This window comes from Sorangium sp. So ce406, assembly GCF_051474675.1.
GTDB classification, from domain to species: Bacteria; Myxococcota_A; Polyangia; order Polyangiales; family Polyangiaceae; genus Sorangium; species Sorangium cellulosum_G.
Genome location: NZ_CP150340.1, coordinates 9,612,998 through 9,639,290, shown reverse-complemented (window position 1 = coordinate 9,639,290; position 26,293 = coordinate 9,612,998). Strand labels below are relative to the sequence as shown.

The window sequence follows — 26,293 nt, the reverse complement described above, 5'->3', positions numbered from 1 at the left end:
CCCACGGCTTTTCGTTCGGCGCGGCTTCGGGTTAGGTAGCGGCTGTGGAGCATCTCGCTGCCGCCTCGGGCGGGCAGGGGGGGCGCGCCGCGGTCGAGCCGCGGGGCAGCCTCGTCATCATCGGCAATTTCGACGGCGTTCACCGGGGGCACCAGGCGCTGCTCGCCGACGCCGCGCTCGACGCGGAGCGGCGGGGGCTCGATCCGGTGGCGCTGACGTTCGCGCCGCACCCGGCGAGCGTCCTCGGCCGCACCCCGCCGCCGACGCTGACGGCGCTGCCGCGCAAGGTCGAGCTGATCCGCCGCGTGCAGCCGGCGATCCGGGTCGACGTGGTGACGTTCGACCGCGCGTTCGCGGCGCAGACGCCGGAGGAGTTCGTGCGGCGCGTGCTGCTCGATCGGCTCGCCGCGCGCGTCGTGCTCGTCGGCGCGAACTTCCGGTTCGGCCACGGGCGCGCCGGGGACTTCACGACGCTGGGGCGCCTCGGGGAGGATCTCGGCTTCGAGACGCGGTCGCACCCGCTCGTCGGCGACGCCGACGGGGCGTGGTCGAGCACCCGCGTCCGCGCGGCCATCGCGCGCGGGGACCTCGGCGCGGCCGAGCACATGCTGTCCCGCCCGCACATGCTGTCCGGCGTGGTCGCGCAAGGGGCCAAGCGGGGGCGGACGATCGGCTTCCCCACGTGCAACCTCGACGAGATCGAGGAGGCGCTCCCGCCGTTCGGCGTCTACGCGACGCTGGTCGATCGGGTGACCCCGTCGGGCCGCGCGATCGCGCTCGCCCGCGGCGTGGCGAACGTCGGCGTGCGGCCGACGGTCGACGCGTCGAAGCAGGCGCGGCCGAACCTCGAGGTGCACCTCTTCGACGTCGACGAGGATCTCTACGGCGCGGCGCTGCGCGTGCACTTGATCGCCCGGCTGCGCGAGGAGCGGCGGTTCTCCGGGCTCCCGGAGCTCAAGGAGCAGATCGCGCGCGACGCCGAGGCCGCGCGCGCGCGGCTCGCGTCGCTCGTCGAGGATCCGGCGGCGGAGGGCGCGTTTCGCTGAGCGGCGTCCGCGGCCGCGCGACGGTGGGCGCGCGTCGGATGTGGTAGCGTCCCCGGCGATGGAGCGCCGGGAGCTCGACGGGCTGACGCGGGAGGAGCTGATAGCGCGCGCGGAAGGGCTCGGGGTGCCGCGGCCGCGCGTGCTCACGAAGGCCGAGCTCGTCGACGAGATCCTGGCGCGCGCCGCGCAGAGCGAGCCGGAGCGGGCGCGCGTGCGCGGCTTCCTCGGGCGGGCGCGCGATCTGCTGTCGCGCGTGGTCGAGCGCGGCCTGCACATGCCGGAGACCGCGCGCGCGCTGCGCGGCGAGCCCCCGCCCGAGCAGTGGCCGCCGCCCCCGCCGCCGCCGCTGCCCACGACGACGCTGGCCGAGATCTACGCCTCGCAGGGGCACACGGCCCGCGCCATCGCGGTGCTCGACGAGATCCTCGCGCGCGCGCCGCAGCACGAGGAGGCGCGGCAGCTCCGCGCGCGGCTGATCGAGAAGGCGCAGCGCGAACAGGAGGAAGGAACGGGCGCGGCGGCGAGGGACGAGGAGGAGGCGGACGAGGAGGAGGCGGAAGAGGAGGAGGCGGACGAGGAGGAGGCGGAAGAGGAGGAGGCGGACGAGGCCGCCGACGTGGAGGACGCTGGCGCAGAGGACGCTGGAGCGGCAGACGCGACGGTGGCTGCTCCGGAGCCTCCCGGCGTGGCGGGCGCGGCGGCTGCAGACGCAGAGGCGGCAGAGGCAGAGGCCACGAAGGGCGCTGCTCCGGAAGCCGCCGGCGTGGCGGGCGCGGAGGCCCCCGGCTCGGTCGCGCTGGTCGAGGCCCCGGCCGCCGACGAGCAGGCCGGGCAGCCGCAGGCCGTCTTCGAAGCGCCTGCCGTCGCTCGGGTGCCGTCGCCGCGAGATCTGCCGCCCGCGGAGGCTCCGGCGCAGGCATCGCCGGTCGCGGAGGACAGCGGCGCGGGCGCGGCGCTGAGCCTCGCGGCGGTCGCGCAGGACGAGCGGACGGAGATGCCGGCGCGATACGACGTCGACGAGATCGTCGGCCTCGCCGTCGATCCGGAGACGCTCTACCTCTACTGGGAGGTGCGCCCCAGGACGCTCGCGCGAGCGCGCGCGCGTCGGCCGGATGGGCAGCTCGTGATCCGCGTGGTCGCGGTGCTACCGAGCTGGGAGAGGCCCGTGGTCGAGCAGCGCGATCTCGCGATCGACGCGCTCTTCGGGGACATGTTCGTGCGCGACATCCCGGCCGGCGCGCACCTCCGGATGTGCACAGGCTGGCTCGCCGGCGACGCGTTCGAGCCCTTCGCGGTGGGCCTCGAGGTCGCCGCGCCACGCGCGCTGCCGGTCGCGCCGAGGCCGTCCCCAGAAGAGCCCGTCGCCCTCGAGCCCGCGGCCCTGGCGGACGAGTTCCTATCGGGCAGCCTCACCGCCTCGAGCGGTTCGGAGCCGCACGTCGAGGGGACCGCCGGCGAGGTGTACTCCACGGCATCCGGCGCGCTCGACGATTCTACAGTGTCCATGGAACCTTCGGGGGTCAGCGGTGGGGGCGGGACACCTTCCACCGTGGCAGGAGCGGCGTCGGACGCGGCGCCGGCGATCGCGCCTGCGCCGCCTTCGAGAGCACCGGCCGCGAGCGGCGGCGACGTCGCTGCGGAGGCAGCTGCGGCCGTCGCGAGCGGCGAGGCGGACACCGAGGCCGCCGCGCCGGCCCGGGGCGGCGACACCGCCTCCCAGGCTGCCACGCCGGCCGCGAGCCGCGACGTGGCGGCGGCCGCGCCCTCCGCGAGCACGGCCGCATCTGCGGAGGCGGTCGCGTTCGTGGCGGGCGACGCGCGCACCGAGGCCGCCGCATCGGCCTCGCCCCACGGCGCCGCACCCGGGGCCGCCGCATCGGCGCCGCTCCAGGGGCCCGGTGTCGACGTGGGCACCACCGGCCACGGCGCGCCGGGCGCCGCGGAGACGGGGCGCCTCCCCCCGGGCGCGGAGCCTCCCCGCTTCCCCTCGGGGACGGCGCCGACCCCGGAGGCGATCGCGCAGGCGGTCGCGGCGACCCGCGAAGGGGCCAGCGAGGGCCCACCCCGCTTCCCCTCGGGGACGGTGCCGACCCCGGAGGCGATCGCGCAGGCGGTCGCGGCGACCCGCGGAGGGGCCAGCGAGCTCGGTCGGCGGGGTGGCGGGGGCGTCGGGCCCGGGCTCGGGCGCGGCGGTCCGCCCCACGCCAGCGAGGCGCTCCGGCGCATCGGCGCCGAGGGGGCTCAGTCCCTCGGCGGCGGCAGCGAGCTGCGCAGCCTGGGCGGCGGCAGCGAGCTGCGCAGCCTGGGCGGCGGCAGCGAGCTGCGCAGCCTGGGCGGCGGCAGCGAGCCGCGCCCGGGCGCGGGATGGGCACGCCCCCTGGGCGGCGGAACCGAGCTCTGGCGAAGCTTCGTCACCGGGGCGCGCACGCGGTCCGGAGGCCGCTGAGCGAACCGCGCGGCCCGTCGCACGCAACTGGCGACGCGCGGCCGTCGACCCAGCTCGCGTGCAAACGAACCACCGATCCCTCCACCGCTCCGCCCTCTTCCTCCTCGGCGCGCTCGCGTGCGCCCTGTCCGCGCCGCAGGCGCGCGCGGACCTCCTCTCCGACGACGAGCCCACCGCGCTCGACCCGCGCATGGACCGCCTCGACACCGCGCCCCACGAGCTCTGGGCTGCGTCGCCGGGGCGCGCGCAGCCGCTCTGGATCGCGGTCCAGCTCGGGGTCGCTCGGCTCGAGCGCGGCGAGCGCTCCGTCAGCGGCATGCTGCTCGCGAGCATCCCCCTCGAGCGGACGTCCGATCGCCCGCGCGCGCCGCCTCCCTCCTCCGTCGCCGAGTCGGATGCGCCCCGGCTGAAGCCTGCCGCCGAGGCCCGGGGCGCGCCCGGCGCCACGCCGGCGCTCGAGCTCCCCGAGGCGCCTCCCGCGCCGCCCGCCGAGGCGGAGCCGCAGCTCCCGCTGCCGGTCCGGGTCACGCCGGCGATGGCGCGCGCGGCCGTCGAGGCGGCGCTGCGGCAGGCGCGCCTGCTCGACCCGGGGGCGCGCATCGACGCGCTCGCCTCGCGCGCCCGGACGTCGTCGCTGCTCCCGGAGCTCCGGCTCCGCGTCTCGCGCCTCGTCGACGAGGCGGAGAACCTGGCGCCCACCGAGTACGACCCGGCGCGCAGGACGGCCTCCGGCGGCACGAGCCTCTGGCTCGAGGCGCGCGCGACCTGGCGGCTCGACCGCCTGGTCTTCGTCGACGAGGAGATCGCCCTGGAGCGCCTCCGCCGCGAGCGCGCCGAGCTGCAAGCGAAGCTCATGGCGCGCGTCATCGAGCTGCTCTTCGCGTGGCAGCGCGCCGTCGCGCTCGCGGCAGACCCGGGCCGGAGCCCCGAGGAGCACCGCGCCGCGACGCTGGAGGTGCTCGAAGCCGAGGCGTCCCTCGATCTGCTCACCGGCGGCTGGATGACGCGCTGGCGCGCCGCGCGCGAGTGACCCCGGAGCGCGCCCTCGCACGCCCGTGCTCACCGTCCGTCTTGCACTCGCCTTGCGCCCCGCTGGCTCCGCCCACCAGGAGTCTGGCCAAGGATCCGGAGAGAGATTTCAACGCCAAGGCGCAAAGACGCAAAGACGCAAAGACGCAATAATTCATGCTTTTTTGCGTCTTGGCGCCTTTGCGCCTTTGCGTTGAATCTCTCCTCTCGCGAGGCAGGTCCCTGGCAGGATTTCTGACCTGCGTACCAGCGGCTACAGGATCGTCTCCGAGAGCGTCACCTTCCGCTTGCCGGTCCCTGTGTCCCCGTCGGTGTCGGTGACGGTCACCTCGACGTCCACGACCTTGCCGAGCAGCTCCTCGATCTCCCGCTCACCGTCCAGCCGGAACCGCAGCCCCGGGAGCTTGCAGTAGCCGCCTTCGTCCTGGTCCAGGGTGAAGATCACCCGGAGCGGCTCGATGGTGGTGTCGAGCTCGGGCACGACGCCGCTCACCACGGTGGTCGAGCCGGACCGGCGGAGGTTCTTGATCCGGGTGGCGATGAAGATGTGGTACCCGCCCTGCGGTCCCGCCTCGACCTGGACCTCATCGAGATCCTCGAGCGGGAAGTAGTCGGCCTGCCCCTCGCCGACGACCACCACCGGCGCCCCGGCGCCGTCCGGCTTGCAGAGGTCCGGCTCGGCGTCCGCCTTCCACGACGGGTCGTACGGGTCGAGCTGCCGGGGATCCACGAAGGGAGCGCTGCAGCCGCCGGCGACGCAGGTCTGCGGCGCCGGGCACGTGGCGGCCCCGGGCGCGACGACGCACTCCCGCTCGAGGCGCAGCTCCAGGAGCGTCGTGCGGCCGCCGGTCACCTGGGTCATCGCGGTGCGGACGAGCACCGGCCTGTCCGGGTCCTCGGCCCCGAACGCCTCCAGCGAGATCTCCACCGCCGTCAGGTCGTCGAGGTCCTCGAAGGCGAACTCCCGGGGGAAGAAGAGCTGCCCGCTCCGGTGCGTCATCACGTCGTCGCGCACGAGCTCGCCCGCCGCGCGCAGGACCACGCGCAGCCGGTCGATGTCGACCCCCGGGAGCAGCTCGCTCGTCACCCCGACCACCACGGTGCCGGTCGGCGGTGCCCCGACGCTGCAGCCGGAGAGGACCACCAGCAAGCAGAGGGCGCAGAGGAAGCCGCGCGCGAGGGCGGCGAGCAGGGAGGGGCGCATGGTCGCGGCGCTACTGGATGCCCTCGAGCGCGGCCAGGAACACGTCCGGGCCGACGAAGTCGTTGAAGCGCTTCCGCTCGGCCCCGGTGGAGTCGTAGATCACCACCGTGGGCAGGCCGACGACCCTGTACTTGCCCTTCACCGCGTCGACCTGCGGATCCTCGTCGTCCGTCGCGTCGACCTTCACCGCGACGAAGTGCCCCGCCTTGGCCATCACGCGGGGATCCGAGAAGGTGTCCTTGTCGAGCTGCTTGCAGGCGCCGCACCACTCCGCGGTGAAATCCACGAGCAGCGGCCGCTTCTCCGCCTTCGCCTTCGCGACGGCCACCGGCTCCTCGTGCAGCCACGTGAGCTGCCGCGGCGCGGCCTCGCCGGCCACCGCCGCCGGGACGGGCGAGGCGAGGCGCGGCAGGTCCAGGCTCGCGACGAGCAGGAAGCCGCAGGCGACCGTGAGCGCGATCCCGAGCCCCTTGCGGACCTTCACCCCGAGGCCGCCGTCGTCCCAGGACAGGTGCACCGCGCCGAGCGCGAGGCCGAGCGCCACCAGGCCCGCCATCACCGCCATGAACTGCGGCGTGGGCCGCGCGAGCGACGACAGCGCCGGGAACGTCGTCTTCAGGAAATAGAGCGCGACGATCAGCATCACGATCCCGAAGAACGACTTCACCCCGAGCATCCACTTGCCGCCCTTAGGGAGCGCGACGGCGAACGTGCCGACCAGCCAGAACGGCAGGCCGAGCCCGATCGAGAAGGTGGCGCCGACCAGCGCGCCGAGGCCGATGCTCTGGGTCTTGCCGATCCACAGGATGATGCCGGTGAGGACGGGCCCGGTGCACGGCGCGGCGACGAGGCCGCTCACCAGCCCGAGCAGGAACGCGCCGCCATAGCCGATGCCGCCGACCTGCGAGAGCCGCTGCATCAGCGTGTCGGGCAGCGTCATGTCGAAGGCGCCGAACATGGACAGCGAGAGCGCGATGAACACCATCGCGATGCCGACGATGACCCACCGGTTCGCGAGCACGCTGCCGAACAGGCTCCCGGTCAGCGCCGCGACCACGAGCATCGCCGTGAAGAGCACGACGATGCCGAGCACGAAGCTCGTCGAGAGCAGCATCGCCTCGCGCCGGGACTTCGCCTCCCGCGCCCCGAAGATGCTCACCGTGATGGCGATCATCGGGTAGACGCACGGCGTGAGGCACGTGAGCAGGCCGCCCGCGAGCGCGGCGAGCCCCGCGAAGAGCGGGCCGGCCTGGAGACCGCGGGTGAACAGATCCGGCTCGTCGGCGGCCAGCGCGAGCCCCGGGCACGCGAGCACCGCGAGCGCGACCAGCGCGGCCAGCGCGCGACCTGACGTGCCGAGCGCGCCGCGCGCGCCGTGCTGAAGACCTGCCGGCGCGGCGCCGGCGCTTCCCTGGAGACGGGTCGAAGCGGTCATGACGGAGGTTCTATAGCAAAGCGATCGCCGTCGTGCGGCGCGCTCCCTACGTCTTCCGTTCGGACCGCCGTCAGCGCTTCGCCATCGTCGCCAGCGTCTGACGCGCCGCCTCGATCTCCCCGCCGAGCGCGATGGCGACCGCCGCCCTGCCCGAGGTGCTCCGCTGTACGAAGGCTTCCAGGTATTTCTTGGCCTCGTCCCAGCGACGGTCGAAGTAAGCCATCTGCCCCAGCACGAACCGGCCGTATCCCTGGCCCGCCGGCACCTCGGAGAGCCGGTCGATCAGCGCGCCGAGCCCCTCCACCGTCCTGCCGCTCTCGCACTGCACGACGGCGAGGTGCCCCTGGTAAAGCGGCTTGTCCCGCGTGCCCCAGCGCGCGGCCCGCGTGAGCGCGCCGATCGCCTCGTCGTACCGGCGCGCCAGGTGGTACACGCTGCCCAGCGTCCACCAGTGGAACGCCCGGCGGCTCGCCGGCCCCGTGCGCGCCGCGAGCCGGAGGTGGCCCACCGCCCCCTCGATGTCGCCGAGCGCCTGCTTCGCCCGTGCGGCGTCCTGGTGGGCGACGTCGCTCAGCACGCCGAGCGCCACGATCTGCTCGGCCACCTCGGACGCCCGCTCGAAGCGGCGCGTCTCGAAGTACGCGAGGTAGAGCTGCCTCAGCAGCATCGCCTGCGTCGTCCTGTCGAGCGGCCCCCGGAGCGACAGGCCCCGCCGCGCCCACAGCGCGCGCGAGCGCGGCGTCTCCGCGCCGAGCGCGCGCCGGAGCATCTCCTCCGGCGTCAGCGACGCCGCCGGCGCCCGCCGCCGCGGCGCGCTGCTGGGCCGCTTCTTTCGTGGGGCGTCCTCCAGGCCCGCCTCGCCCCCGCTGCCAGCAATGGCCCCCGCCCCCGGCTTCGTGCGCCGCGACGCACCGCCGGAGCCCCCACGGACGGCTCGAGCGCCGCCCACGCTGTCACCGTGCTCGCTCGCCTTGCGCACAGAAAGCAATTCTAACAGACCTGGACAGGCGTTCCAGCAAGACGCGAGCTTTCCAGGCTTGACTCGGGCGCGACCGGCCGCCGGGCGCGGTGGCACCCCGACGGCTGCGCCCTGGCCGCTGGGCGCGTTCACACCCTGATTCGCCCCGATTCGCCCCGATTCGCCCTGATTCACCCTGATTCGCCCTGATTCACCCTGATTCGCCCTGACAGTTGCGCCCTGACAGGCATGGCGCCATCGTCGCGGCCATGCGTCGCCGCCCTGGCTTCAGTTCGCTTCAGACGAGGCGGTGTTCCGTCTCCACGGTCTCCGGCAGCCCGGGTCGGGGCTCGGCCCTCGGGCTCGCGTCGTTCCTGGCCTTGCTCGTCGGGCTGCCGCTCGCGGCGGGGTGCGGGCACCCGGCGGGCCGCGAGGAGTGCGAGGCCATCTTCAAGCGGAGCGCGGAGATCGAGCTCCGGACCCAGAACATCGTGGATCCGAAGATCGTCGAGGAGCGCATCGCGGCGGTGCGGGACGCCCGCAAGGACCTCATCGACCGGTGCGTGGGGCGGCGGATCACGGACGCCGCGATGGCGTGCGTCCGGCAGGCGACGACCCCGGAGCAGGTCGATCGATGCCTGGAGTGACGCGCCCGGCGACGCGCGCCGACGTCCTGGCGACGCTGGCGATCGTGCTGCTCGTGGTCGGCGTTGTCGCAGGGCGCGCCGTGCTCCGCGGTCTCGCCCCGCGCCCCTCTCCGGACGAGTGCGCCGCGCTCCTCGATCGCTACGTCGAGCTCGTCCTGCGCGCGGCCACGCCTGAGCCCGCCGCGGCCCAGGTCGCCGAACGGAAGGCGCTGGCGCGGGAGGCGGCCGGCGAGCGCGGGTTCGTCCGCTGCGAAGCCGACCTCACGCAGGCGGAGGTCGCGTGCGCCCTCCAGGCGGGCAATGCGGACGACCTGGAGCGCTGTCTGCCCTGAAATGACGGGCCCGCGGCCGGCGGGCGGCCGGCTCCGACGTGCGCCCCCGGCGTGAACCCTGCGCGGACCCGCGCCGCCCGGCCGTCGACCAGCGTGGACGCTGGGCTGGGCGAAGATACGACGCGCGCTGCGAATCGTTCCGGGCGCGCCGCGCTGTGATAGTCTCGGCCGTGGCGAGCGCTCCCCTCTGGCGCGATCTCCTCACCTCCCCACCCTCGGATTGCCTGTCGTGAAAGCCCCGTCGCCCCTGCTCGGCTTCAACAACAACGTCCGGCACAAGGGGCGGTTGTTCCACATACAGACCGAGGACTCGGGCATTCGCCATCCTCACATCATCACGCACCTCTTCGCCGACGGCGGCCGCATCCTGAAGACGACGAAGACGTCGTACGCGGAGCACGTCGGTCAGGCCACGCTCGCCGAGACGGTGCGCGGGATGATGAAGGAGCAGCACAAGGCGATGTTCATCGCCCTGCGCGACGGCCACTTCGATTACCTCTTCGACGACACGGCCGCCCCGCCCGTGTCGGCGGCCGCCGCGGCGCCGCCCGCCGCCGAGCAGAGCAAGCCGGCGCGGCCGCCGGCGCCGTCGTCGCCCGAGGTGGCCAGCGCGCCGAAGGCGCCCCCGCCGTCGCGGCCCCTCACGCCCGAGGCGCCGCGCCCGAAGCCCGCCGCGGCGCCCGCCCCGGCGCCGACGCCGCCGCCGAGGCCCGCCGCGCCGGCGGCCCGGCCGGCCGCCGCGCCCGTCGCCGCCGCGCCGCCGCGCGCTCCGGCGGCCGAGCCGGCGCCCGCGTCGGCCAGCCCGCGCCCGCGGCTCGAGCTGGATCCGGGCGCGCTCCAGGGGCTCGGCAACGTCGGCAGCGGGCGCCAGGGCAGCCCGCTGGCCGGCAGCAGGGCCGTGCGCCCGGCGCCCCCGGAGATCAAGCACGAGCAGCCGTCGATCGATCTCGATCTCGACGCGCTCGAGCGCGCCGCGGCCGAGGCGCAGACGCCGTTCTTCCAGCAGATCCAGGACCTCCCCCCGCCGCCCGCGTCCGTGATCGGGCGGCGGACCGAGTCCGCGTCGTCGGGCGCCGGGGTGTACAGCAACGTCCACCCGGAGCAGCCCGCGGCGCCGCCCGCGGCCACGGTCGCTGTCGAGCACTACTCGGGCGGCCCCGGCTCCGGGCGCTACGCGGCCTCGCGCCCGGCCAGCATCTTCGCCACCAACCGGCCCGCGGAGGGCGCCTCGATCTTCGGTGAGGACCTGATCAGCGAGAAGTCGCTGGACGAGGTGATCCTCAGCTACCTCGCGGAAGATCTCGACAGCCCTCCGGAGAAGAAATAGGCGGGCTGCCGCCCGGCGGTGCGAGCGCGTGAGAAGGCGGGGGGATCCATCGCGTGATGATCAGGCGCGTGGTGATCAGGCGCGCGGACAGGCGCGCCGATCGACCGGCGAGTACCTCATGAGCCTGGGGCAGCCCGCGGCCGACGCCGAGGGGCAGCGCCGCAGGGGCGCGGCCGTGGCCCGCATCTGGCTGCGGCCGATGACGTATCCGCTCGGCGTCAGCATGGCGACGCTGGCCGTCGTCTACCTGCTCGAGCTCGCGCGGCGCGGGAACCAGGGGCTGCCGTTCTGGGAGGTGTTCGCGCACATGTCGCCGGACGACGCCGAGCACATCATGGGCGGCATCGGCGAGGTCATCGCCGCGATCCTCGGCATCGTGATCACGGTCGCCTCCATCATCGTGCAGCTCGCGGCGAACCGGTACACGCCGCGGATCACCGAGATGTTCTTCCGCGACCGGACGAACATGCTCGTGATGGGCTTCTTCGTCGTCAGCGCGGTGTTCTCGCTGTGGATCAACTTCTCGATCCGCGTCGGCGGGGGCGGCTCGACCGAGCACGCGTTCGTCCCGTATTACGGCGTCCTCGTCACCATGGGGCTGCTCACCGCGAGCCTGCTCATGATGGCGCCCTACTTCGGGTACGTGTTCGACTTCGTCGAGCCCGACAACGTGGTCGGGCGGATCAAGCGGAGCGGCGTCGAGCAGGCGCTGCGCCCCGCGGGCGGCGAGGGCGAGGACGCGATCGACGAGCGGCGGGTGATGGCGCTCTCGGCGCTGGAGCAGCTGGCCGACGTGGCGCTCAACGCGATCGATCAGAAGGACAAGGGGATCGCGTCGAAGACGGTCGACTCGCTGTCGGAGCTCGTCGTCGCGTACCTGCCCCACAAGGCGACGCTCGACGAGCGCTGGTTCCAGATCCGCGACCGCCTCGCGAAGGACACCGACTTCGTGAGCATGAACGCCGAGGCGCTCGGCAAGCTCTCGACCACGCGGACCTGGCTCGAATACAAGGCGCTCCGCCAGTTCCTGATGGTCTACCGCGAGGCGCTCACCGCGATGCCCGACCTCATCACGCGCATCGCGATCGACACCCGGTACATCGGGCAGACGGCGATCGCCGCGGGCGACCGGGCGGCCGTCGCGGTGGTGGTGAAGTTCTTCAACACCTACATGCGCCGGGCGCTCAACGCGAAGGACATCGCCGCGGCCTACAACAACCTGAACCAGTACCGCTACCTCGCGGAGGAGCTGCTCAAGGCGGGGTGGGGGGAGCAGGTCCTCGATATCGCGCGCTATTTCAAGTACTACGCGCAGACGGCGCACGCGATGGGGCTCGCGTTCCTGACCGAGACGGTCGCGTTCGACCTGTGCGTGCTCAACGAGCGCGCGTACGACGTCCACGCGCCGGCCCGCGACGAGCTGCTCCGGATCTTCCTCGAGGTGGACAAGGAGGCCGAGCTCGACCAGCAGGAGCGCTCGCTCCGCGGCGTCCGCAAGGCGCAGGTCAAGCTGGCCACGTACTACCTGCAGCGGGGGGAGGAGGCGCTCGCGCGCAAGATCTACCGCGACATGCGCGACGAGCGGCCCGACCGGCTGCGCTCGATCCGGGCGGAGCTCCTGGCCGTGACGAGCAACGAGTTCTGGGAGATCAACGACCGGGGCGCGGTGTTCGAGTACATCGAGCCGGAGCGGCGGCAGCTCATCCACCGCTTCTTCGAGTGGTTCCCGGTGACGACCATGCGGGAGCCGATCCGCGAGGAGCACACGCAGGAGTGAGCGGCGCGCCCGCAGGTGCGCTGGGGTGGGCGTCGGGGCGGGACGAATCCGCGCCGGGCATGGACGCGACGATTCCTGCGGCGCGCGGGCGGCGATAGGATCGGGCGTGTTTCCCCTGCACCCTCTCCACCCGCCGCAGGAGGGCTAGCCTCGACGGACGTCGAGGTCGAGCGCCGCAGATCACGAGATGGCCGCCTCACGCCCCCACCCGAAGAGCGCCGAGCCCGATCCGCAGCGGGAGCTGTTCGCCGGCAAGTACCGGCTCATCCGGATGCTGGGCAAGGGCGCGATGGGCGAGGTGTGGCTCGCCGAGGAGGACGGGCCCAGCGACCCGAGGCGGCTCGTCGCGCTGAAGCGGCTGGCGCCGAGATCCGAGCTCGGCGCGTACGCGCGCGAGTCGTTCTTCGCCGAGGCGCAGGTGATCGCGCGGCTCGACCACCCGAACGTGGTCCGGCTGATCGAGCTCGGGAGCTTCGAGGGCTCGGTGTACCTCGCGCTCGACTACATCGACGGCCCGGCCATCGATCGCGTGCTCAGGAAGGTGGGCGCGTTCCCGCCGCGCGTCGTGGCGTACATCGGCCGGGAGATGGCGAGGGCGCTCGAGGCCGTGCACACGCTGTGCGAGGAGGACGGGCGGCGCTACGCGGTCGTCCACCGCGACGTCTCGCCCTCCAACATCCTGATCGCGCGGGACGGCCGCGTGTGCCTGACCGATTTCGGGGTCGCGCGCGTGCCCGGCGGCGGGGGCGAGCAGGCCGACAGCGGCGTGTTCAAGGGGAAGCTCCCGTACATGCCGCCGGAGCAGGCGCGCGGCGAGCCGTTCGACGGGCGCGCGGACGTGTTCTCGCTGGGGATCACGCTCCTGGAGGCGCTGCTCGGCAGCCGGGTGCGCAAGGCCGAGACGCAGACGCAGCTCATCCTGCGGGTCGCGTCGACGCCCATCCCACGCGCGCGGACGCTGCTGCCCGAGCTGAGCGCGCCGCTCGCGGACGCGCTCGACGCGGCGACCGAGTTCTCCGTCGAGAAGCGGACCGCGAGCGCCGGGGCGCTGGCGGACGCGCTGGAGCAGGTCCTCCTCGGGATGGGCCCGGACGCCGAGCAGGAGGCGCGGCGCGAGCTGAAGGAGCTCATCGAGAGCTACCTCGCGAGGGCGCGCTCGACGAGCGGCTCGGGCTGCCACGCCGCGCCGTCGATCCCCCCGGCGAGCGGACCGGGATTGAGCTCGCCGGGTCTTTCGCGGAAGGCGGCGCCGGCGGGCGGCGTGTCCGCCGACCGTCCGTCGGGCCGTCCGTCGTCGCCCGAGCCGCGGCGGAGCGCGCCTCCCGCGCGCAGGAGCGGCGCGCCGCGGCCATCCGGCGCGGTCATGGGCTCGCTGTCGGTGAACTACCTCGACTTCGATGGCCCGGACGACGCGCCGCCGCGACCGCGCGCGCTCGCGACGCCGCTCACGCCGGAAGGGGAGCTGCTGCGGAGGCACGCCGCGGACGGGGGCGACGGCGAGGCGGGGCACGAGGCCAGCAAGCCGTCAGCGGCCGGCGCGGCCGGCGCGGCGCTCGCGGCCGGGATGCTGCCGGCGACGCGCACCGACGCGGTGCCGGCGCCCGGTGAGGAGCCCGGCGGCACCGGGCTCAGCCCCGAGCAGATGCGGCGCAAGCGGCGGATCTTCTACGCGGGGCTGCTCGTGCTGGGGACGCTCGCGACGATCCGGCTGATCTTCGTGGCCGGCTGCTAGGCCCCCGTCAGCCGAGCTGGATCGCGCGGAGCACGGCCGCCTCGTTCAGCGCGTGGCGGCCGCTCTGGATCGACGCGAAGCCCGCGCGGGCGAGCGCGGCGAGCGCGTGCACGGCGCGCCGGATCTCGACCTGGCTGCGCGAGCCGCCGCGCGCGGCGAGCTCCTCCGCGGTGAGCGCCGCGCCGCCGGCGAGCAGCTTCGCGGCCAGCGCGACGTGCGCCACCGACCGGGGTGATCGCCGCCGCGCGTGGCTCCTCGCGGCGCTCACCATCTGCTTGACGCCGCGCGCCTCGAGCACCGCCCCGACCGGCAGCGCGAGATCCCGGAGCGACGGGGAGGCCGGCCTCGCGACGACCTTCACGGCCGCGCCGACCGGCGCGGGAGCAGGCGCGGGCGCCGCCGGGGCGGGGGGCCGCGGCGCGGCGGGAGCGAGCGCCGCCGGCGGTCGCGCGGCGGTCTCGGGCTGCGCGACGCGCGCCACGATCTCGTTCTGGATGACGACCTTGACGACGCCGGCCACCTGCAGCGCGACGCGCAGCCGCTCGGTCTCGGCCTCGGCGGCCCTGCGCGCCTCGTCGGCCTGCTCGAGCTGCTGCCGGAGGCGGCGGATCTCGGCGCGCAGCGCGGCGCTCGGATCGGGCGCCTTCGCGCCCGCGAGCTCGTCCGCCAGCGCCTCGCGCAGCTCGTCGATCAGCGTGCTCAGCTTCGAGTCCGCGGCGCGCGGCGGGCCGGCGGCCTCGCCGGTCCAGCTCGGGGCGTCGCCGCCGTGGGCGGTGTGACGGGCGCGCCAGCGCTCGAAGCGCCCGGCGGCGGGCAGGAAGAACTCGCCGGCCGGGAGGGCGCGGAACTCCTCGAACGTGTGGCCGTCGACGAGCGCCTTCACGGCGTCGTAGTCGCGCTCGATCTCGAACCCGCCGATCGCCGGGAAGTTGAGCTGGCTCATGAGCTCCTTCGAGACCGCCTGCGTGCGCTGGCTGGCGACGGCGAGGAGGACGCCGCGCTTGCGGCCCTGCTTGGCGAAGCGGTGCAGGATGTCCGAGGTGAGCGACGCGCCGGACTGGGGCGCGAAGATGTGCACCTCCTCGACCACGAGGGCCGCGGGCGCGCGGCGCTCGGACAGGAGGACCCAGAGCCGCTCGAGGAACGGGAGCGCGGCCTCCTGCTGGGCGCGGTTCGTCGGCTGATCGGAGAGGTCGATGACGAGGCCGAGCCCCTCGTCGAGCACCCGCGCGAGCGCGAGCGCCGCCGCGCGCTCGCCGGACGGCAGCGGCAGGTCCGCGTGGGCGCCGCCGAGGACGAGCAGGCGGAACCGCTCCCGCAACGTGTAGAGCTCGCCCTCGGGGTCGACCGCGACGACGGGGATGCCGGCCGCGAGCAGCTCCTCGCAGAGGACGCCGACGCCGAAGCTCTTGCCCCGACCGGACGAGGCCCAGATGCCGACGCGCAGGCCGGTGCGCGCGTAGTCGGACAGGTCGAGTCGGTAGCCGTCGCAGAGGGAGAGGATGGGGCTCACGGGATCGCTCCGCGCCGGTCCGGGGGAATGGAGAAGGCCGCGCTCGGCGGTCGACTGTAGGCGAGCGCGCCTGCGCGCGCGAGTCGAGCGGGGAGCGCGGCAAAGAACCCACGGGCCTGGCGATGGCCGCCTGGGCGGTTCCCACGAGCCGATCGCGCGCTGCTACCCTCCCTCGCATGCGCGACCCCCTCTCCGTGCCGACAGGCCCCCTCGTCGACGTCCCCTGGCTCGCAGCGCACGCCGCCGACCCCCGCGTCCGCGTGGTCGACTGCCGCTGGTATCTCAGCGGTCGCCGCGGCGCCGACGAATACGCCCGCGGGCACATCCCGGGCGCCGTGCACCTCGACGTCGACGCCGACCTCTCCGCCCCGGCGCAGGGAGGGCCGGGCCGCCACCCGTTGCCCGACGCGGCGGCGTTCGCGGGCGTGCTCGCGCGGATCGGCGTCGGCCCCGAGACGCTGGTCGTCGGCTACGACGACGCGGGCGGCGCCATCGCGGCGCGGCTCTGGTGGCTGCTGCGGTACTTCGGCCACCCGGGCGGGCGCGTGCTCGACGGCGGCCTCCAGGCGTGGACCGCGGCGGGACACCCGCTCTCGACCGACGAGCCCGCGATCGCGGAGGCGCCGCGGATGCAGTTCGCCGCCGGGGGCGCGCCGGTCGCCGACAAGGCGGCGGTCGACAGGCTGCGCCGCGACCCCGCGGCGGTGATCCTCGATGCCCGCGCCCGCGAGCGCTACGAGGGGCAGACCGAGCCGGTCGACGCGCGGCCGGGCCACATCCCCGGGGCGCGCTCGGCGCCGTTCGCGGAGAACCTCCGCGCGCCGTCCGGGCCCTTCCGCGAGCGCGCGGAGCTCGAGCGGCGCTACCGCGACCTCGGCGCGCTCGAGGCGACCACCGTGGTCTGCTACTGCGGCTCCGGCGTCACCGCCTGCCACGACCTGCTCGCGCTGGCGACGCTCGGCCGCGCGGACGCGATCCTCTACGAGGGGTCGTGGAGCGACTGGGCCAGGGACGCCAGCCTGCCCGCGGCGAAGGGCGCCGAGCCCTGAGCCTCTCCTCGAGCGTCAGGCGAGCGCGCGGCCGAGCGTGGCCTCGATCGTCTCGCGCAGGTAGCGCACCGCGAGCGCGAGCGTGCGCGCCGCGCTCTCCGGCGTGGGCTGGAGCGCCGGCGCGACCTCCATGACGTCGCCGCCGATGAGGCCGACCTCGCGCCCGAGGCGGCGGATCAGCGCGACAACGAAATCGGGCGTGAGGCCGTCCGGCTCCGGGGTTCCGGTCGCGTCGGCGTACGCGGCGTCCGTGCCGTCGATGTCGTTCGAGAAATACACGCCCTCGACGCCGGTGCTCTTCACGTGGGCGACGATGGCGTCGAGCGCCGCCGCGGGATCGGCGCGGCACTCGGCCGCCCAGAACTGCCGCACGCCGTAGCGGCTCTCCCAGTGCTCGCGCGGCCTCTGCGAGGCGCGGACCCCGACCTGGGTCAGCCGGCCGCCCCGGCCGACCAGCTCGTTCGCGTGGTACGACCAGGTGGCGAAGCAGTACGCGACCCCGAGCCGCTCCTCGAGGAGATCGGTGTGCGCGTCGGGCTGCACGATGCCCCACGGCCGCTGCTGCGCGCCGCGCACGCGGGCGAGCGCGCGCGCGACCGGCAGGGCCGTGGAATGATCGCCGCCAAGCACGATCGGCGCGACGCCGAGGTTGATCGAGAAGACGAGATCCAGCGCGCGCTCGGCGATCGAGAGCGGCGAGACCGGCAGCCGAGACGCCTCCGGCTCGGGCACGCCGGGGTAGAGGGCGCGGCGCGAGGCGGCCTTCTGAGCCTCCGACAGCATGTCGTCGTGCAGGAGCTGCGGGACGACGAACACGTCGCCGATGTCGACGAGGCCGACGTCGCGCGCCCGCTCGGGGAAGTCCGGGTGGGCGTCGAGGAGCGCGGTCCGGATCGCCTGCGGGCCCATGTTGGAGCCGCGGAGGAGCCCCGCGCCGACGTCGGAGGGGATGCCGAGCAGGATGGCGCGCGCGCCGGCGATCCGGTCGAGCGAGGCGCGGAACCGGGCGGCGACCTCGTCCTGGGTCGTGGCGCCGTAGAGCCGCCGCTGGACCTCCAGCTGCTGGGCGCGCCCGGTGGAGACGAGGTAGAGACCTCCGGCCGCCGGACGCAGCAGGAGCGCGAGCTCTTCGTGCGGGGTCATGCTCGACGAGGGTACGCGCCCCTCAAGGGGCCGCCAGCGAAAGGGCGGGCGCGGGGAGCGGGAAGCGCTCGGGCGCGAGGTGGGGCGCGGGCGCGCTCATCGCCTCGACCCAGGACGCGCCGCACGCGACGACGCGGAGCGCGCGCAGCACCCCCGCGTGCGCGACGAGGAGGTGCGGGCGCGCGCCGACCGGATCCACGACGTCGCCGGACGTGCCGGGCGCGCCGGGCGCGCTGAACGCGCCGGACGTGGCGCCGAGCGCGCGCCAGAACGACCGCACCCGCGCCTCGACCTCGAGCGCCGACTCGCCCCCGGGCGGGCCGACGCGCTCCCAGCCGTCGAGCCACGCGGCGTACGCGATCGGGTCGTCGCGCTCGATGTCGGACCAGGCGCGCCCCTCCCAGGCGCCGTAGGCGATCTCGAGGAGGCGCTCGTCGACCGCGTGCGGCGCCCCGAGGCGCGCCGCGAGCTCGGCCGCAGGGGCGGCGCAGCGGGAGAGCGGGGACGACCAGACGGCGCGCGGGCGCAGACAGAGATCGGCGAGCGCGCGCTCGATCGCGGCCGCGGCGGCCTCCGCGGAGAGCTCCGCCGCGACGTCGAGGCGGCCGTAGCAGACGCCGGAGAGCGGGACGGGGGCGTGGCGGAACGCGACGAGGCCGCAGGGGACGGGATCCACGCGCGGCGCCCCCGGCTCAGCCGCCCCGCGCGATCGCGAGGGCCAGCAGCGCCGCGCACTCGGCGATCTGCTGCGCCGCGCCGAGGAAGTCGCCGGTGAGCCCGCCGGCCCGCGCGCGGAAGCGGAAGCCGCAGATCGCCGAGGCGGCGGCGGACGCGCCGACCATGGCCGCCGCCTCCGCGGCCGAGACGGCCCCGGCGGCGTGCGCGGCGGCGAGCGCGAGCGCCGGCCAGACCGAGCCGAGGAGCGCCTGCGGCAGCGCCGCCTGCGCGACCGGCCGGCTGCGCGAGGCGCCCTGCGTGACGTAGGGCAGCGCGACCATCAGCCAGATCGGCGGGGTGCGCGAGAGGCACTGCGTCAGCACCAGCGCGACAGGCGCCGCGGCGTCGAGCCGCGCGAGCAGCGCTATGCGCAGCACGAGGACCACGATCAAGGCCGCGGCGCCGAACGAGCCGATGCGGCTGTCCTTCAGGATCTCGAACATGCGCGCCCGGTCGAAGGCCCCGCCGAGCGCGTCGGCCGTGTCCGCGAGGCCGTCCTCGTGGAAGGCCCCGGTGAGGAGCAGGCCCAGCGCGACGGCGACGCTGGCCGCGACGAGCGCGCCGCCCCGGTCGACGAGCAGCCACGCCGCGGCCTGGACGGCGCCGAGGCCGGCGCCCACGAACGGGAACCAGGCCGAGGCCCAGCGCCAGTCCGACTCGGCGTAAGGGAAGCCGCCGACCGGGACGCGCGTGAGGAACGTCGCCGCTGCCCGGGCGCCGCGCAGGACCGGCGGCGTCGTCATGAGGGCACGGGCGAGGCGCGATCGGGCACGCCCGCGCTCGCGAACGTCGCCATGCCGGCGTGAAGGGCGCAGGCGGCGTCGAGGAGCGGCAGCGCGGCCAGCGCGGCGCTCGCCTCGCCCAGGCGCATGCCGAGGTCGAGCAGCGGGCGGGCGTCGAGGGCCGCGAGGATGCTGGCGTGACCGCGCTCGGCCGAGCGGTGGGCGAAGAGCATGCCCGCCCGCGCCCGCGGGGCCATCCGGACGAGCGCGAGCGCCGCCGCCGAGACGATGAAGCCGTCGACGAGCACCGCCATCCGCCGCTCGATCGCGCGCGCCGCGGCGCCCACGAGCGCGGCGATCTCCTTCCCGCCGACCGCCCGCACCACGCGGTGCGGGTCGGCGCTCTGGACGCGGCGGACCGCGTCGCGCACGACCTCGATCTTCCGCGACAGCGCGTCGCCCGCGACGCCGGTGCCCGCCCCGACGACGTCCTCGGGGGCGAGCCCGAGGAGCAGCGCCGTCATGGCGGCGGCCGCGGTGGTGTTGCCGATGCCCATCTCGCCGAGGAGGACGACGCGCGTGTCGCCCCCGAGCGCGTCGATCTCGGCGGCGCCGGCGCGGAGCGCGCGCTCGTAGACCGCCTCCGGGAGCGCGTCCTCGACGCGCAGGTCGAAGATGGGGTCGTCGGCGACCGGATCGCGCCGCAGCCGCGCGTGCGCGCCGGCGCCGTCGAGATCGACGCGCTCGTACGGGTGGGCGACGCCGACGTCGACGACCCGCTGCTCGACCCCGAGGTGCCGGCAGAGCACGCTGGCGGCCGCGCCGCCGCGCGCGAAGTTCGCGACCATCGCCGCCGTGACCTCGGCCGGGTACGCCGAGACGCCGTGCCGGACGACGGGGTGGTCGGCGGCGAACAGCACCGCCGCCGCCGGCCGGCTCGCGGGCGGCCCGCCCTGGATGCCGGCGAGCGCGACGGCGAGCTCCTCGAGCGCGCCGAGGCTGCCGCGCGGCTTGGTCAGCGTGTCCTGCCGCGCGCGCGCCGCGTCCGCGGCGCTCGCGTCGAGCTCCGGGAACACCCAGGAAGGCGGAGAAGCCATGTCCGCGTTCTCTACTCTTGCGCGGCAGGCCGGGGAAGCGCGTTGACCGTGTCGACAGGCCGTGATAGCCGCCCGTCCCGCCGAAGAGGTCCCTCGCGGGACGAGGGGACATGGAGTCCCCCCCGGGACAGGCCGAGCGCCGCCGAGCTGGGACGCCCCCGCGGCGCGCGAGCTCGCTCGAACAGGGGTCAGGATGTCGCTGCGTGTCCTCTTCGTCTGGTCCGTCTGCCTCGGCGCTTCCGCCGCTGTCCTGTCCGGATGCGGCGGCGTCGACGCGCCCCGGGATGACGGCGGCTCCGGCGAGCCCTCCGCCGCGGAGGGCGCGGGCGGCTCGTGCCTCTCGGGCGGCCAGGGCGGAGCTGCGGGCGAGGGCGCGGCGTCGTGCGCGGGGCCGGGCGCGCGGTTCGCGACGCGCGTGGTGTCTGCCTGCCTCGGAGCAGGGCAGGGGTTCGGTGAGGACAGGTTCCCGGACATCGTCCTCGGCCCGCCGCGAGGCGGTGGCTGCTGCGGCGGCTCGCTCGACGTGCTCTCGCTGGGCGACGGGGGCTCGATCGTCGTGGCCTTCGAGGGCAACGCGATCGTCGACGGGCCCGGCGCCGACTTCCTGGTGTTCGAGAACGCCTTCGAGCGCGGCGGCGACGCCGCGAACGTCTTCGCCGAGCTGGCCACGGTCGAGGTGAGCGAGGACGGCGCCGCGTGGTCGGCCTTCCCCTGCGCCGCGGACCGCTACCCCTACGACGGCTGCGCCGGGTGGCACCCCGTGCACGCGAGCCCCGGCGAGAACGACGTCGACCCGCTCGATCCGTCGTCGGCCGGGGGCGATCCGTTCGATCTGGCCGACGTCGGGGTCCCGCTGGCCCGCTACGTGCGCATCACCGACCGCGCCGGCACGCCCGACGTCTTCGACCTCGACGCGGTGGGCATCGTCCACGCGCTGTGTCCGTGAGGCGCGCCGGGGCGCTCGCCTGCGCGGCGCTCGTGGCTGCGGGCCTCGCGCCGCGCGCGCGGGCCGAGGAGGCGGGCCGCGGCGCCCGCGCCGGGAGCGCCCCGCCGGAGGGCGCGCCGAGGGCGGCCGGGCCGCGAGCCGCCGGGCTGCAGGGCGCGCCGGAGGCCGCCGCACCGGAGCGCGCCGCGCCGGAGGAGGCCCCCGCGGCGCGCCGGCCGCCGATCGAGGTCCGCGTCCACGGCGAGCGCGCCTCGACGGTCGCCGCGCGCGATCCCACCGCGGCGTCCTACGTGATCCGCGGCGACGAGCTCCGCGCCCCCGGCGCGACCGCCTCCTCCGTGCTGGGGCGCGTCCCCGGCCTGCAGGTCGTCCGGACCGGCGCCGGCGCCGACCTCGCGACCGCCTCGATCCGCGGCGCGAGCAGCGCCGAGACCCCGGTCTACCTCGCGGGCGTCCGGCTCAACGACGACGTCACGGGGACGGCCGACCTCTCGCTCGTGCCGCTCTGGATGCTCCACCGGGTCGAGGTCTACCGGGGCAACGCGCCCGCCGACGCCGACCGCCTCGGGATCGGCGGCGCCATCTTCTTCGAGCCGGCGCTGCCGCGCGGCCCCCGCGTCGGCGCGGGGCTCGGCGCGGGCAGCTTCGGCGAGCTCTCCGCGTCGGCCTCGGCGAGCCTCGGCGACGAGCGCGCGAGCGTCCTGCTCGCGCTCGGCCGGCGCGCGGCCGACAACGATTACCCGTACCTCGACGACGAGGACACCGGGCTCACCGCCGCGGACGACCGCACCCGGATCCGGCAGAACGCCGACTTCGAGGCCTACGATCTCTGGAGCGTCGCCCGCTACCGGCTGCCGCGCGGCGGCGGCGTCACCGCCCTCGTCAACGGCTTCGCGCGCGAGCAGGGCCTGAGCGACCTCTCGTCGAGGGCCGCGCCGCCCGCGAGCCCCGCGGACGCCGCGCGCTCCCGCGTGCAGCGCTGGCTCGGCGCGGTCGCCGCCGTGGTCCCCTGCGCCGGCCCGCGCGCCGGCGGCGTCGAGCGGTGCCGCCTCGAGCTCAAGAGCTCGGCGATCCTCACGCGCCAGAGCCTCCGCGATCCCGCGCTGCGGCACGGCCTGCCCTCGCCGTTCGTCGCGAGCGCCGGCGAGCGCGCGGCGGAGCAGGGCGCCGTCCGCCTCCGCGTCGCCGAGGGGGTGACCGTGTCGGCCTCCGCGGCGATCGAGGTCGAGCGCCTCGGCATCGACCAGGCGAGCGCGCCGCCGCTCCGCGCCCTCCGCGCGACGTCCCGCGCGTCGGCGAGCGCGTCGTTCGCGCCGGCCCCCTGGCTGGAAGGCTACGCGCTCGGCGCCGTCGAGCACCACGCGACGCGCGTCGACGGCGACGGCGGCGCGCGCGGGCTCGTCGAGCCGAGCGGCCGCCTCGGCGCGCGGCTGCGCCTCGCGGACGGCGCCGCGCTCTTCGCCAACGTCGGCCGCTACGTGCGCGTCCCGGCGCTCGGCGAGCTCCACGGCATCTCCCCCATCGTGCGCGGCAACCCGGAGCTCGAGCCCGAGCAGGGCGTCACCGGCGAGCTCGGGGCGCGCGCGTCCGCCGCGCTGCCGCGCGCGCGGGCCGAGGCCTCGCTCGAGCTCCTCGGCTTCGCGCGCCTCGCGTCGGCGCTCGTCGCGTACCGCCGCGCGGCCCTCGGCGCCGTGCGGCCGTACAATGTACGGGGCGCGCGCGTGCTCGGGCTCGAGCTCACGGCCTCGGCGTCCGCGCTCGACCACGTGCGCGCGGCGCTCACGCTGACCGCGCTCGACCCGCGCGACGCGTCGCCGGATCGCGGGATCGTGAGCGATCTCCTGCCCTTCCAGTCGCGCCTCGTCGCGGCGCCGTCCCTGGAGGTGTACGCGGAGCCCGCGTGGCTCGGCGGCGGCCGCGCCTCGCTGGGCGCGCGGCTGCTCTACCGGTCCTCGCGCTTCGCCGACCGCGCGGGGCTCCTCGTGCTCCCGGAGCAGGCGGCGGTCGACGTGGACCTCGCCGTCCTCGCGCTCGACGGGCGCCTGTCGGCGCGCCTCGCGGTGGAGAACGCCACGGGCGCGCGCATGCTCGACGCGGTCGGCTTTCCGCTCCCCGGGCGGAGCGTCCACGCGGCCATGGAGGTGTGGTGGTGATGAGGGTGATGACGTCGTCGCTGGACAGGGGCCCTCGCCGGCCCGCGCGCTGGTCCTCGCCGTGGACGGCCCTGGTCGCGGGCGCGGCCGGCGCGCTGCTCGGGTGCAACGCGCCGGCGCCGCCCGAGGACACGGGCGGCACCGACGCGCCCGAGGGGCCGTGCGGGATCGGCGCCGTCGTGATCAGCAGCGACTACCAGTCCACGAGCGTCGGCCTGCTGAGCTGGGACGGCGCGGTCCTGTCCGCGTCGATCGCGTCGTCGGCCTCGGCGCCCCTCGTGCTCTCGGCGCCGCTCTCCGGCGACGTGACCGCGCCGACGATGTCCCTGGGCGGCGGCCGCCTCGCGCTGATCGATCGCTCCGCCTCCGCGCTCACCTGGCTGGACGCGCGGCGCGGCGAGGTCACCGGGCAGCTCTCGGTGGCGACCGGCTTCACCGCGAACCCGCAGGACTACATCGAGGTCTCGCCCGTGAAGGCGTACGTCCCGCGCCTCGAGCCGAACCTCGCCCCGGGCGCCCAGCCGCTCGACGGCGGCAGCGACGTGCTCGTCGTCGATCCCGAGGCCCGCGCCCTCGTCGGCCGCGTCGACCTCGCGCCCGCGATGGCCGGGGAGGACCCGGAGTTCCACCCGCGGCCGAGCCGGGCGGCGCTGGTCGAGGACAGCCTCTACGTGCTGCTCACGGCGTCCACGCTCTCGTTCCTGGAGACGGCCGCGTCGCGCCTCGTCGAGATCGACGCGCGCGACGACGCGATCAGGGCCGTCACCCTCCTCGACCGGCTGCACGGCTGCACGGGGCTCGCCGTGTCCCCGAGCGGCGCGCGGCTCGCGGTCGTGTGCTCTGGGTCGTTCGGCGGCGACGCCACCTCCAACCTGGCCGAGGCGGGGCTCGTGATCCTGGCCCGCGGCGAGGGCGGCCTCGTCGAGGAGCGGCGCTGGACGGCCGCCGAGCTCGGCGAGGGGTCGCCCGGCTTCTCCGTCGCGTTCGCGTCCGAGGACACGGTCCTCTTCACGACGCTCGGGCGCGACGCGGTCGGCGGCGAGCGCCCTGTCGACGACACCCTGACGGCGGTCGACCTCTCCGGCGGAGCGCCCAGCGTCCTGCTGCGCTCGAAGGAGCTCCCGTTCTCGCTCGGCGAGGTGCGCTGCGCCGCCGCGTGCGGGCGGTGCCTCGTCGCGGACGCCGAGACCGACGGGGGCGTCGTGCACCGCTTCGACGTGGGCGCCGGCGGGGGCAGCAGCGCGCTCGTGCACGCTGGCGCATTCCACGTCGACCCGCGGGTCGGTCTGCCGCCGCGCTACCTCGGCGCGTTCTGAAGAAGCACGCCGGCAGGCGGGCGCGGCGTGCCGGACTCCCGAGGGAGTCCTTCGGTCGTATCAGTGGAGCTGAGGGGGATCGAACCCCTGACCTCATGACTGCCAGTCATGCGCTCTCCCAGCTGAGCTACAGCCCCGGTCGTTGGGAGCGGCATGTCTACAGCCTCTCGAGCCGCTTGTCTCTATTTTTTTTCAGTCGACGGTTGGTTTTCGGTCCCGGCCTCGCCGGCGGGGCTCAGCGCCTCGCCGGCACGGGCCGCGGCGGCGCGTGATCATACGATCGCGCGCTGCCGGCCTTCAGAAGTTCATCAGCTTCGCCAGGTAATACTTCATCGTCTCGGTCGTCCCGCCGCCGATGCGCAGCAGCCGCTGATCGCGCCAGGCGCGCGCGATCGGGAAGTCCTCGATGTAGCCCCAGCCGCCGTGGAACTGCAGGCAGGTGTCCACCACGTCGTTCGCCACGTCGCCGGCCAGGATCTTCGCCATCGAGATGAGCTTCACCGTGTCGAAGCTGATCGGCACCTTCCGCACGTACCGCTCGTCGTTGTAGTGGTCGACGCACTTGTAGACGAAGGCGCGCGCCGCCTCGCAGCGCGTGTACAGGTCCACGAACCTGTGCTGCCACGACTCGCGCTTGATGATCGGCTTGCCGAACGCCACCCGCTCGCGCCCGTACTCGACCGTGTTGTCGAGCGTCATGAACGAGCTCGCGATCGCGCCCACCGCGGCGACGAGCCGCTCGGTCTGGAAGTTCTGCATCAGGTACCCGAAGCCCTGGTCCGGCTCGCCGAGCAGGTAGCGCCGCGGCACCCGCACGTCGTCCAGGAAGAGCTCGGCCGTGTCCGAGGATTTGTTGCCGATCTTCCTCAGCTTCTTCGCGACGCTGAAGCCCCGGAGCGCCGTCGGCACGAGGAAGAACGAGCAGCCGTGGGCCCCCTTGTCCGGCGACGTCTTGGCGAGCAGCGTCACGAAGTCGGCGCGCGTCCCGTTCGTGATGAACGTCTTCTGCCCGCTCAGCACGTAGTCATCGCCGTCCTTGCGCGCGGTCGTCCGGATGCCGGCCACGTCGCTGCCGGCCGCCGGCTCGGAGACGCCGAGCGCGGCGATCTTGTCGCCCGCGAGCGCCGGCCTGAGGAACTCCTCGATCTGCTCCTTCGTGCCGATGTCGCTGATCACCGGCGTCGCCATGTCGCTCTGCACGAGCAGCCCCATCGAGACGCCCGCCATCGTGGAGCGCACGAGCTCCTCGGCCTTCGCCGCCGAGAACCAGTAGTCGAGCCCGGCGCCGCCGTGCTCTTCCGGGAAGTGCGCGCCGAGGATCCCGAGCTCGCCGGCGCGCTTGAACACCCAGCTCGGGAAGCACTCCTCCGCCTCCCACGCCTCCACATGAGGAGCGAGCTCCTTCTCTGCGAAGGCCCGCACCGTCTTCCTGAACTGCTGATGTTCCTCCGTGAACGGCTGCCACATCGCGAACCCCTCCTCGCCGCCAGAATGGAAATGATTCGTACACGAAACATTTTTCAGCGCAAGCGCCGCGCCTTCCAGCGCTTCCGCCCCCGTCGAGCCCGCCCCTGGAAAGGCGGGCACACGGCGCGGCGCACGACCGCGAGCGCCGGCGCGTAAGCGCCGGCTGGGCGGTGGGAAGCGGTACGTCGGAAGAACGTCGGAAGAACGTCGACGGATCGTCGGCAGAACGTCGATCGA

Annotated in this window: 21 protein-coding genes and 1 tRNA gene; 12 read left to right on the top strand and 10 right to left on the bottom strand. The window is 75.2% G+C overall.

From position 1 onward, the window contains the following. The first annotated feature begins 44 nt into the window (after positions 1–44). From ribF to WME96_RS36135, 3 genes are read left to right on the top strand one after another with little or no spacing between them, the layout of a single operon-like run. A complete protein-coding gene (gene ribF / locus WME96_RS36145) occupies positions 45–1,046 on the top strand; it encodes a riboflavin biosynthesis protein RibF (RefSeq protein WP_437286137.1) in 1,002 nt (333 codons plus the stop codon). 58 nt (positions 1,047–1,104) lie between these two features. Continuing rightward, positions 1,105–3,492, top strand: a complete 2,388-nt coding sequence (locus WME96_RS36140) for a DUF4912 domain-containing protein (protein WP_437286136.1) — start codon at positions 1,105–1,107, stop codon at positions 3,490–3,492. Positions 3,493–3,550: 58 nt separating this feature from the next. After that, the gene (locus WME96_RS36135) at positions 3,551–4,522 is read left to right on the top strand and encodes a hypothetical protein (protein WP_437286135.1); all 972 of its coding nucleotides are present in this window, start codon (positions 3,551–3,553) and stop codon (positions 4,520–4,522) included. A gap of 252 nt (positions 4,523–4,774) precedes the next feature. Here WME96_RS36135 and WME96_RS36130 read toward each other — a convergent pair whose 3' ends face one another. The 3 genes from WME96_RS36130 to WME96_RS36120 all read right to left on the bottom strand — a co-directional run bounded on the left by WME96_RS36130 (position 4,775) and on the right by WME96_RS36120 (position 8,139). Next, positions 4,775–5,725, bottom strand: a complete 951-nt coding sequence (locus WME96_RS36130) for a hypothetical protein (protein ID WP_437286134.1) — start codon at positions 5,723–5,725, stop codon at positions 4,775–4,777. 10 nt (positions 5,726–5,735) lie between these two features. After that, positions 5,736–7,160, bottom strand: coding sequence for a protein-disulfide reductase DsbD family protein (locus WME96_RS36125; protein ID WP_437286133.1), 1,425 nt, complete (start codon positions 7,158–7,160; stop codon positions 5,736–5,738). Between the two features lie 70 nt (positions 7,161–7,230). Then, positions 7,231–8,139 carry a tetratricopeptide repeat protein gene (locus WME96_RS36120; RefSeq protein ID WP_437286132.1) on the bottom strand — a complete coding sequence of 303 codons (909 nt, stop codon included), beginning with the start codon at positions 8,137–8,139 and terminating at the stop codon, positions 7,231–7,233. Between the two features lie 248 nt (positions 8,140–8,387). Here WME96_RS36120 and WME96_RS36115 point away from each other — a divergent pair, with 248 nt between their 5' ends. The 5 genes from WME96_RS36115 (at position 8,388) to WME96_RS36095 (ending at position 13,933) form a co-directional block, all read left to right on the top strand. Next, complete coding sequence (locus tag WME96_RS36115) at positions 8,388–8,765, top strand: hypothetical protein (RefSeq protein ID WP_437286131.1); 378 nt, start codon at positions 8,388–8,390, stop codon at positions 8,763–8,765. Continuing rightward, a complete protein-coding gene (locus tag WME96_RS36110) occupies positions 8,753–9,097 on the top strand; it encodes a hypothetical protein (RefSeq protein WP_437286130.1) in 345 nt (114 codons plus the stop codon). The genes WME96_RS36115 and WME96_RS36110 overlap by 13 nt, the downstream gene beginning before the upstream one ends. Positions 9,098–9,326: 229 nt before the next feature. Continuing rightward, the gene (locus WME96_RS36105; protein WP_437286129.1) at positions 9,327–10,424 is read left to right on the top strand and encodes a hypothetical protein; all 1,098 of its coding nucleotides are present in this window, start codon (positions 9,327–9,329) and stop codon (positions 10,422–10,424) included. A gap of 118 nt (positions 10,425–10,542) precedes the next feature. Then, positions 10,543–12,201, top strand: coding sequence for a DUF2254 family protein (locus tag WME96_RS36100; protein WP_437286128.1), 1,659 nt, complete (start codon positions 10,543–10,545; stop codon positions 12,199–12,201). 187 nt (positions 12,202–12,388) lie between these two features. Then, complete coding sequence (locus WME96_RS36095; protein ID WP_437286127.1) at positions 12,389–13,933, top strand: serine/threonine protein kinase; 1,545 nt, start codon at positions 12,389–12,391, stop codon at positions 13,931–13,933. A gap of 7 nt (positions 13,934–13,940) precedes the next feature. Here WME96_RS36095 and WME96_RS36090 read toward each other — a convergent pair whose 3' ends face one another. Beyond that, positions 13,941–15,446, bottom strand: a complete 1,506-nt coding sequence (locus tag WME96_RS36090; RefSeq protein WP_437286126.1) for a helicase HerA domain-containing protein — start codon at positions 15,444–15,446, stop codon at positions 13,941–13,943. Positions 15,447–15,622: 176 nt separating this feature from the next. Between WME96_RS36090 and WME96_RS36085 the strand changes: the two genes are divergently transcribed. After that, the gene (locus WME96_RS36085; protein WP_437286125.1) at positions 15,623–16,495 is read left to right on the top strand and encodes a sulfurtransferase; all 873 of its coding nucleotides are present in this window, start codon (positions 15,623–15,625) and stop codon (positions 16,493–16,495) included. Between the two features lie 15 nt (positions 16,496–16,510). Here the strand turns inward: WME96_RS36085 and WME96_RS36080 are convergent, their stop codons facing one another. Genes WME96_RS36080 through cobT form a run of 4 tightly spaced genes read right to left on the bottom strand, consistent with a single transcriptional unit; the run spans position 16,511 to position 20,174 of the window. Then, a complete protein-coding gene (locus tag WME96_RS36080) occupies positions 16,511–17,638 on the bottom strand; it encodes an arginase family protein (protein WP_437286124.1) in 1,128 nt (375 codons plus the stop codon). A 22-nt stretch (positions 17,639–17,660) separates the two neighbouring features. Beyond that, entirely contained in the window at positions 17,661–18,314 is a 654-nt protein-coding gene (locus WME96_RS36075; protein WP_437286123.1) for a histidine phosphatase family protein, read from the bottom strand. A gap of 16 nt (positions 18,315–18,330) precedes the next feature. After that, entirely contained in the window at positions 18,331–19,098 is a 768-nt protein-coding gene (locus WME96_RS36070; protein WP_437286122.1) for an adenosylcobinamide-GDP ribazoletransferase, read from the bottom strand. Then, positions 19,095–20,174 carry a nicotinate-nucleotide--dimethylbenzimidazole phosphoribosyltransferase gene (cobT, locus tag WME96_RS36065; protein ID WP_437286121.1) on the bottom strand — a complete coding sequence of 360 codons (1,080 nt, stop codon included), beginning with the start codon at positions 20,172–20,174 and terminating at the stop codon, positions 19,095–19,097. The genes WME96_RS36070 and cobT overlap by 4 nt, the downstream gene beginning before the upstream one ends. Before the next feature lie 193 nt (positions 20,175–20,367). On the opposite strand from cobT, the gene WME96_RS36060 reads away from it, so the two are divergent. The 3 genes from WME96_RS36060 to WME96_RS36050 are packed head-to-tail and all read left to right on the top strand — an operon-like array spanning position 20,368 to position 24,589. Then, complete coding sequence (locus tag WME96_RS36060; RefSeq protein WP_437286120.1) at positions 20,368–21,120, top strand: hypothetical protein; 753 nt, start codon at positions 20,368–20,370, stop codon at positions 21,118–21,120. Next, complete coding sequence (locus WME96_RS36055) at positions 21,117–23,273, top strand: TonB-dependent receptor (RefSeq protein ID WP_437286119.1); 2,157 nt, start codon at positions 21,117–21,119, stop codon at positions 23,271–23,273. The genes WME96_RS36060 and WME96_RS36055 overlap by 4 nt, the downstream gene beginning before the upstream one ends. Then, on the top strand, positions 23,273–24,589 hold the full coding sequence (locus tag WME96_RS36050; protein ID WP_437286118.1) for a hypothetical protein: 1,317 nt from the start codon (positions 23,273–23,275) through the stop codon (positions 24,587–24,589). The genes WME96_RS36055 and WME96_RS36050 overlap by 1 nt, the downstream gene beginning before the upstream one ends. A gap of 64 nt (positions 24,590–24,653) precedes the next feature. Here the strand turns inward: WME96_RS36050 and WME96_RS36045 are convergent. Next, positions 24,654–24,726: transfer RNA gene (locus tag WME96_RS36045), tRNA-Ala, on the bottom strand. A 160-nt stretch (positions 24,727–24,886) separates the two neighbouring features. After that, on the bottom strand, positions 24,887–26,056 hold the full coding sequence (locus WME96_RS36040; RefSeq protein ID WP_437286117.1) for an acyl-CoA dehydrogenase family protein: 1,170 nt from the start codon (positions 26,054–26,056) through the stop codon (positions 24,887–24,889). Between the last annotated feature and the right edge of the window lie 237 nt (positions 26,057–26,293).

Bases quoted from the DNA above. Each gene is read 5' to 3' on its own strand.
- WME96_RS36110 (WP_437286130.1), top strand. From the start codon at position 8,753: ATGCCTGGAGTGACGCGCCCGGCGACGCGCGCCGACGTCCTGGCGACG.
- WME96_RS36050 (WP_437286118.1), top strand. From the start codon at position 23,273: ATGAGGGTGATGACGTCGTCGCTGGACAGGGGCCCTCGCCGGCCCGCG.
- WME96_RS36040 (WP_437286117.1), bottom strand. From the start codon at position 26,056: ATGTGGCAGCCGTTCACGGAGGAACATCAGCAGTTCAGGAAGACGGTG.
- WME96_RS36130 (WP_437286134.1), bottom strand. From the start codon at position 5,725: ATGCGCCCCTCCCTGCTCGCCGCCCTCGCGCGCGGCTTCCTCTGCGCC.
- cobT (WP_437286121.1), bottom strand. From the start codon at position 20,174: ATGGCTTCTCCGCCTTCCTGGGTGTTCCCGGAGCTCGACGCGAGCGCC.
- WME96_RS36080 (WP_437286124.1), bottom strand. From the start codon at position 17,638: ATGACCCCGCACGAAGAGCTCGCGCTCCTGCTGCGTCCGGCGGCCGGA.
- WME96_RS36100 (WP_437286128.1), top strand. From the start codon at position 10,543: ATGAGCCTGGGGCAGCCCGCGGCCGACGCCGAGGGGCAGCGCCGCAGG.
- WME96_RS36140 (WP_437286136.1), top strand. From the start codon at position 1,105: ATGGAGCGCCGGGAGCTCGACGGGCTGACGCGGGAGGAGCTGATAGCG.
- WME96_RS36085 (WP_437286125.1), top strand. From the start codon at position 15,623: ATGCGCGACCCCCTCTCCGTGCCGACAGGCCCCCTCGTCGACGTCCCC.
- WME96_RS36115 (WP_437286131.1), top strand. From the start codon at position 8,388: ATGCGTCGCCGCCCTGGCTTCAGTTCGCTTCAGACGAGGCGGTGTTCC.
- WME96_RS36070 (WP_437286122.1), bottom strand. From the start codon at position 19,098: ATGACGACGCCGCCGGTCCTGCGCGGCGCCCGGGCAGCGGCGACGTTC.
- WME96_RS36095 (WP_437286127.1), top strand. From the start codon at position 12,389: ATGGCCGCCTCACGCCCCCACCCGAAGAGCGCCGAGCCCGATCCGCAG.
- WME96_RS36060 (WP_437286120.1), top strand. From the start codon at position 20,368: ATGTCGCTGCGTGTCCTCTTCGTCTGGTCCGTCTGCCTCGGCGCTTCC.
- WME96_RS36125 (WP_437286133.1), bottom strand. From the start codon at position 7,160: ATGACCGCTTCGACCCGTCTCCAGGGAAGCGCCGGCGCCGCGCCGGCA.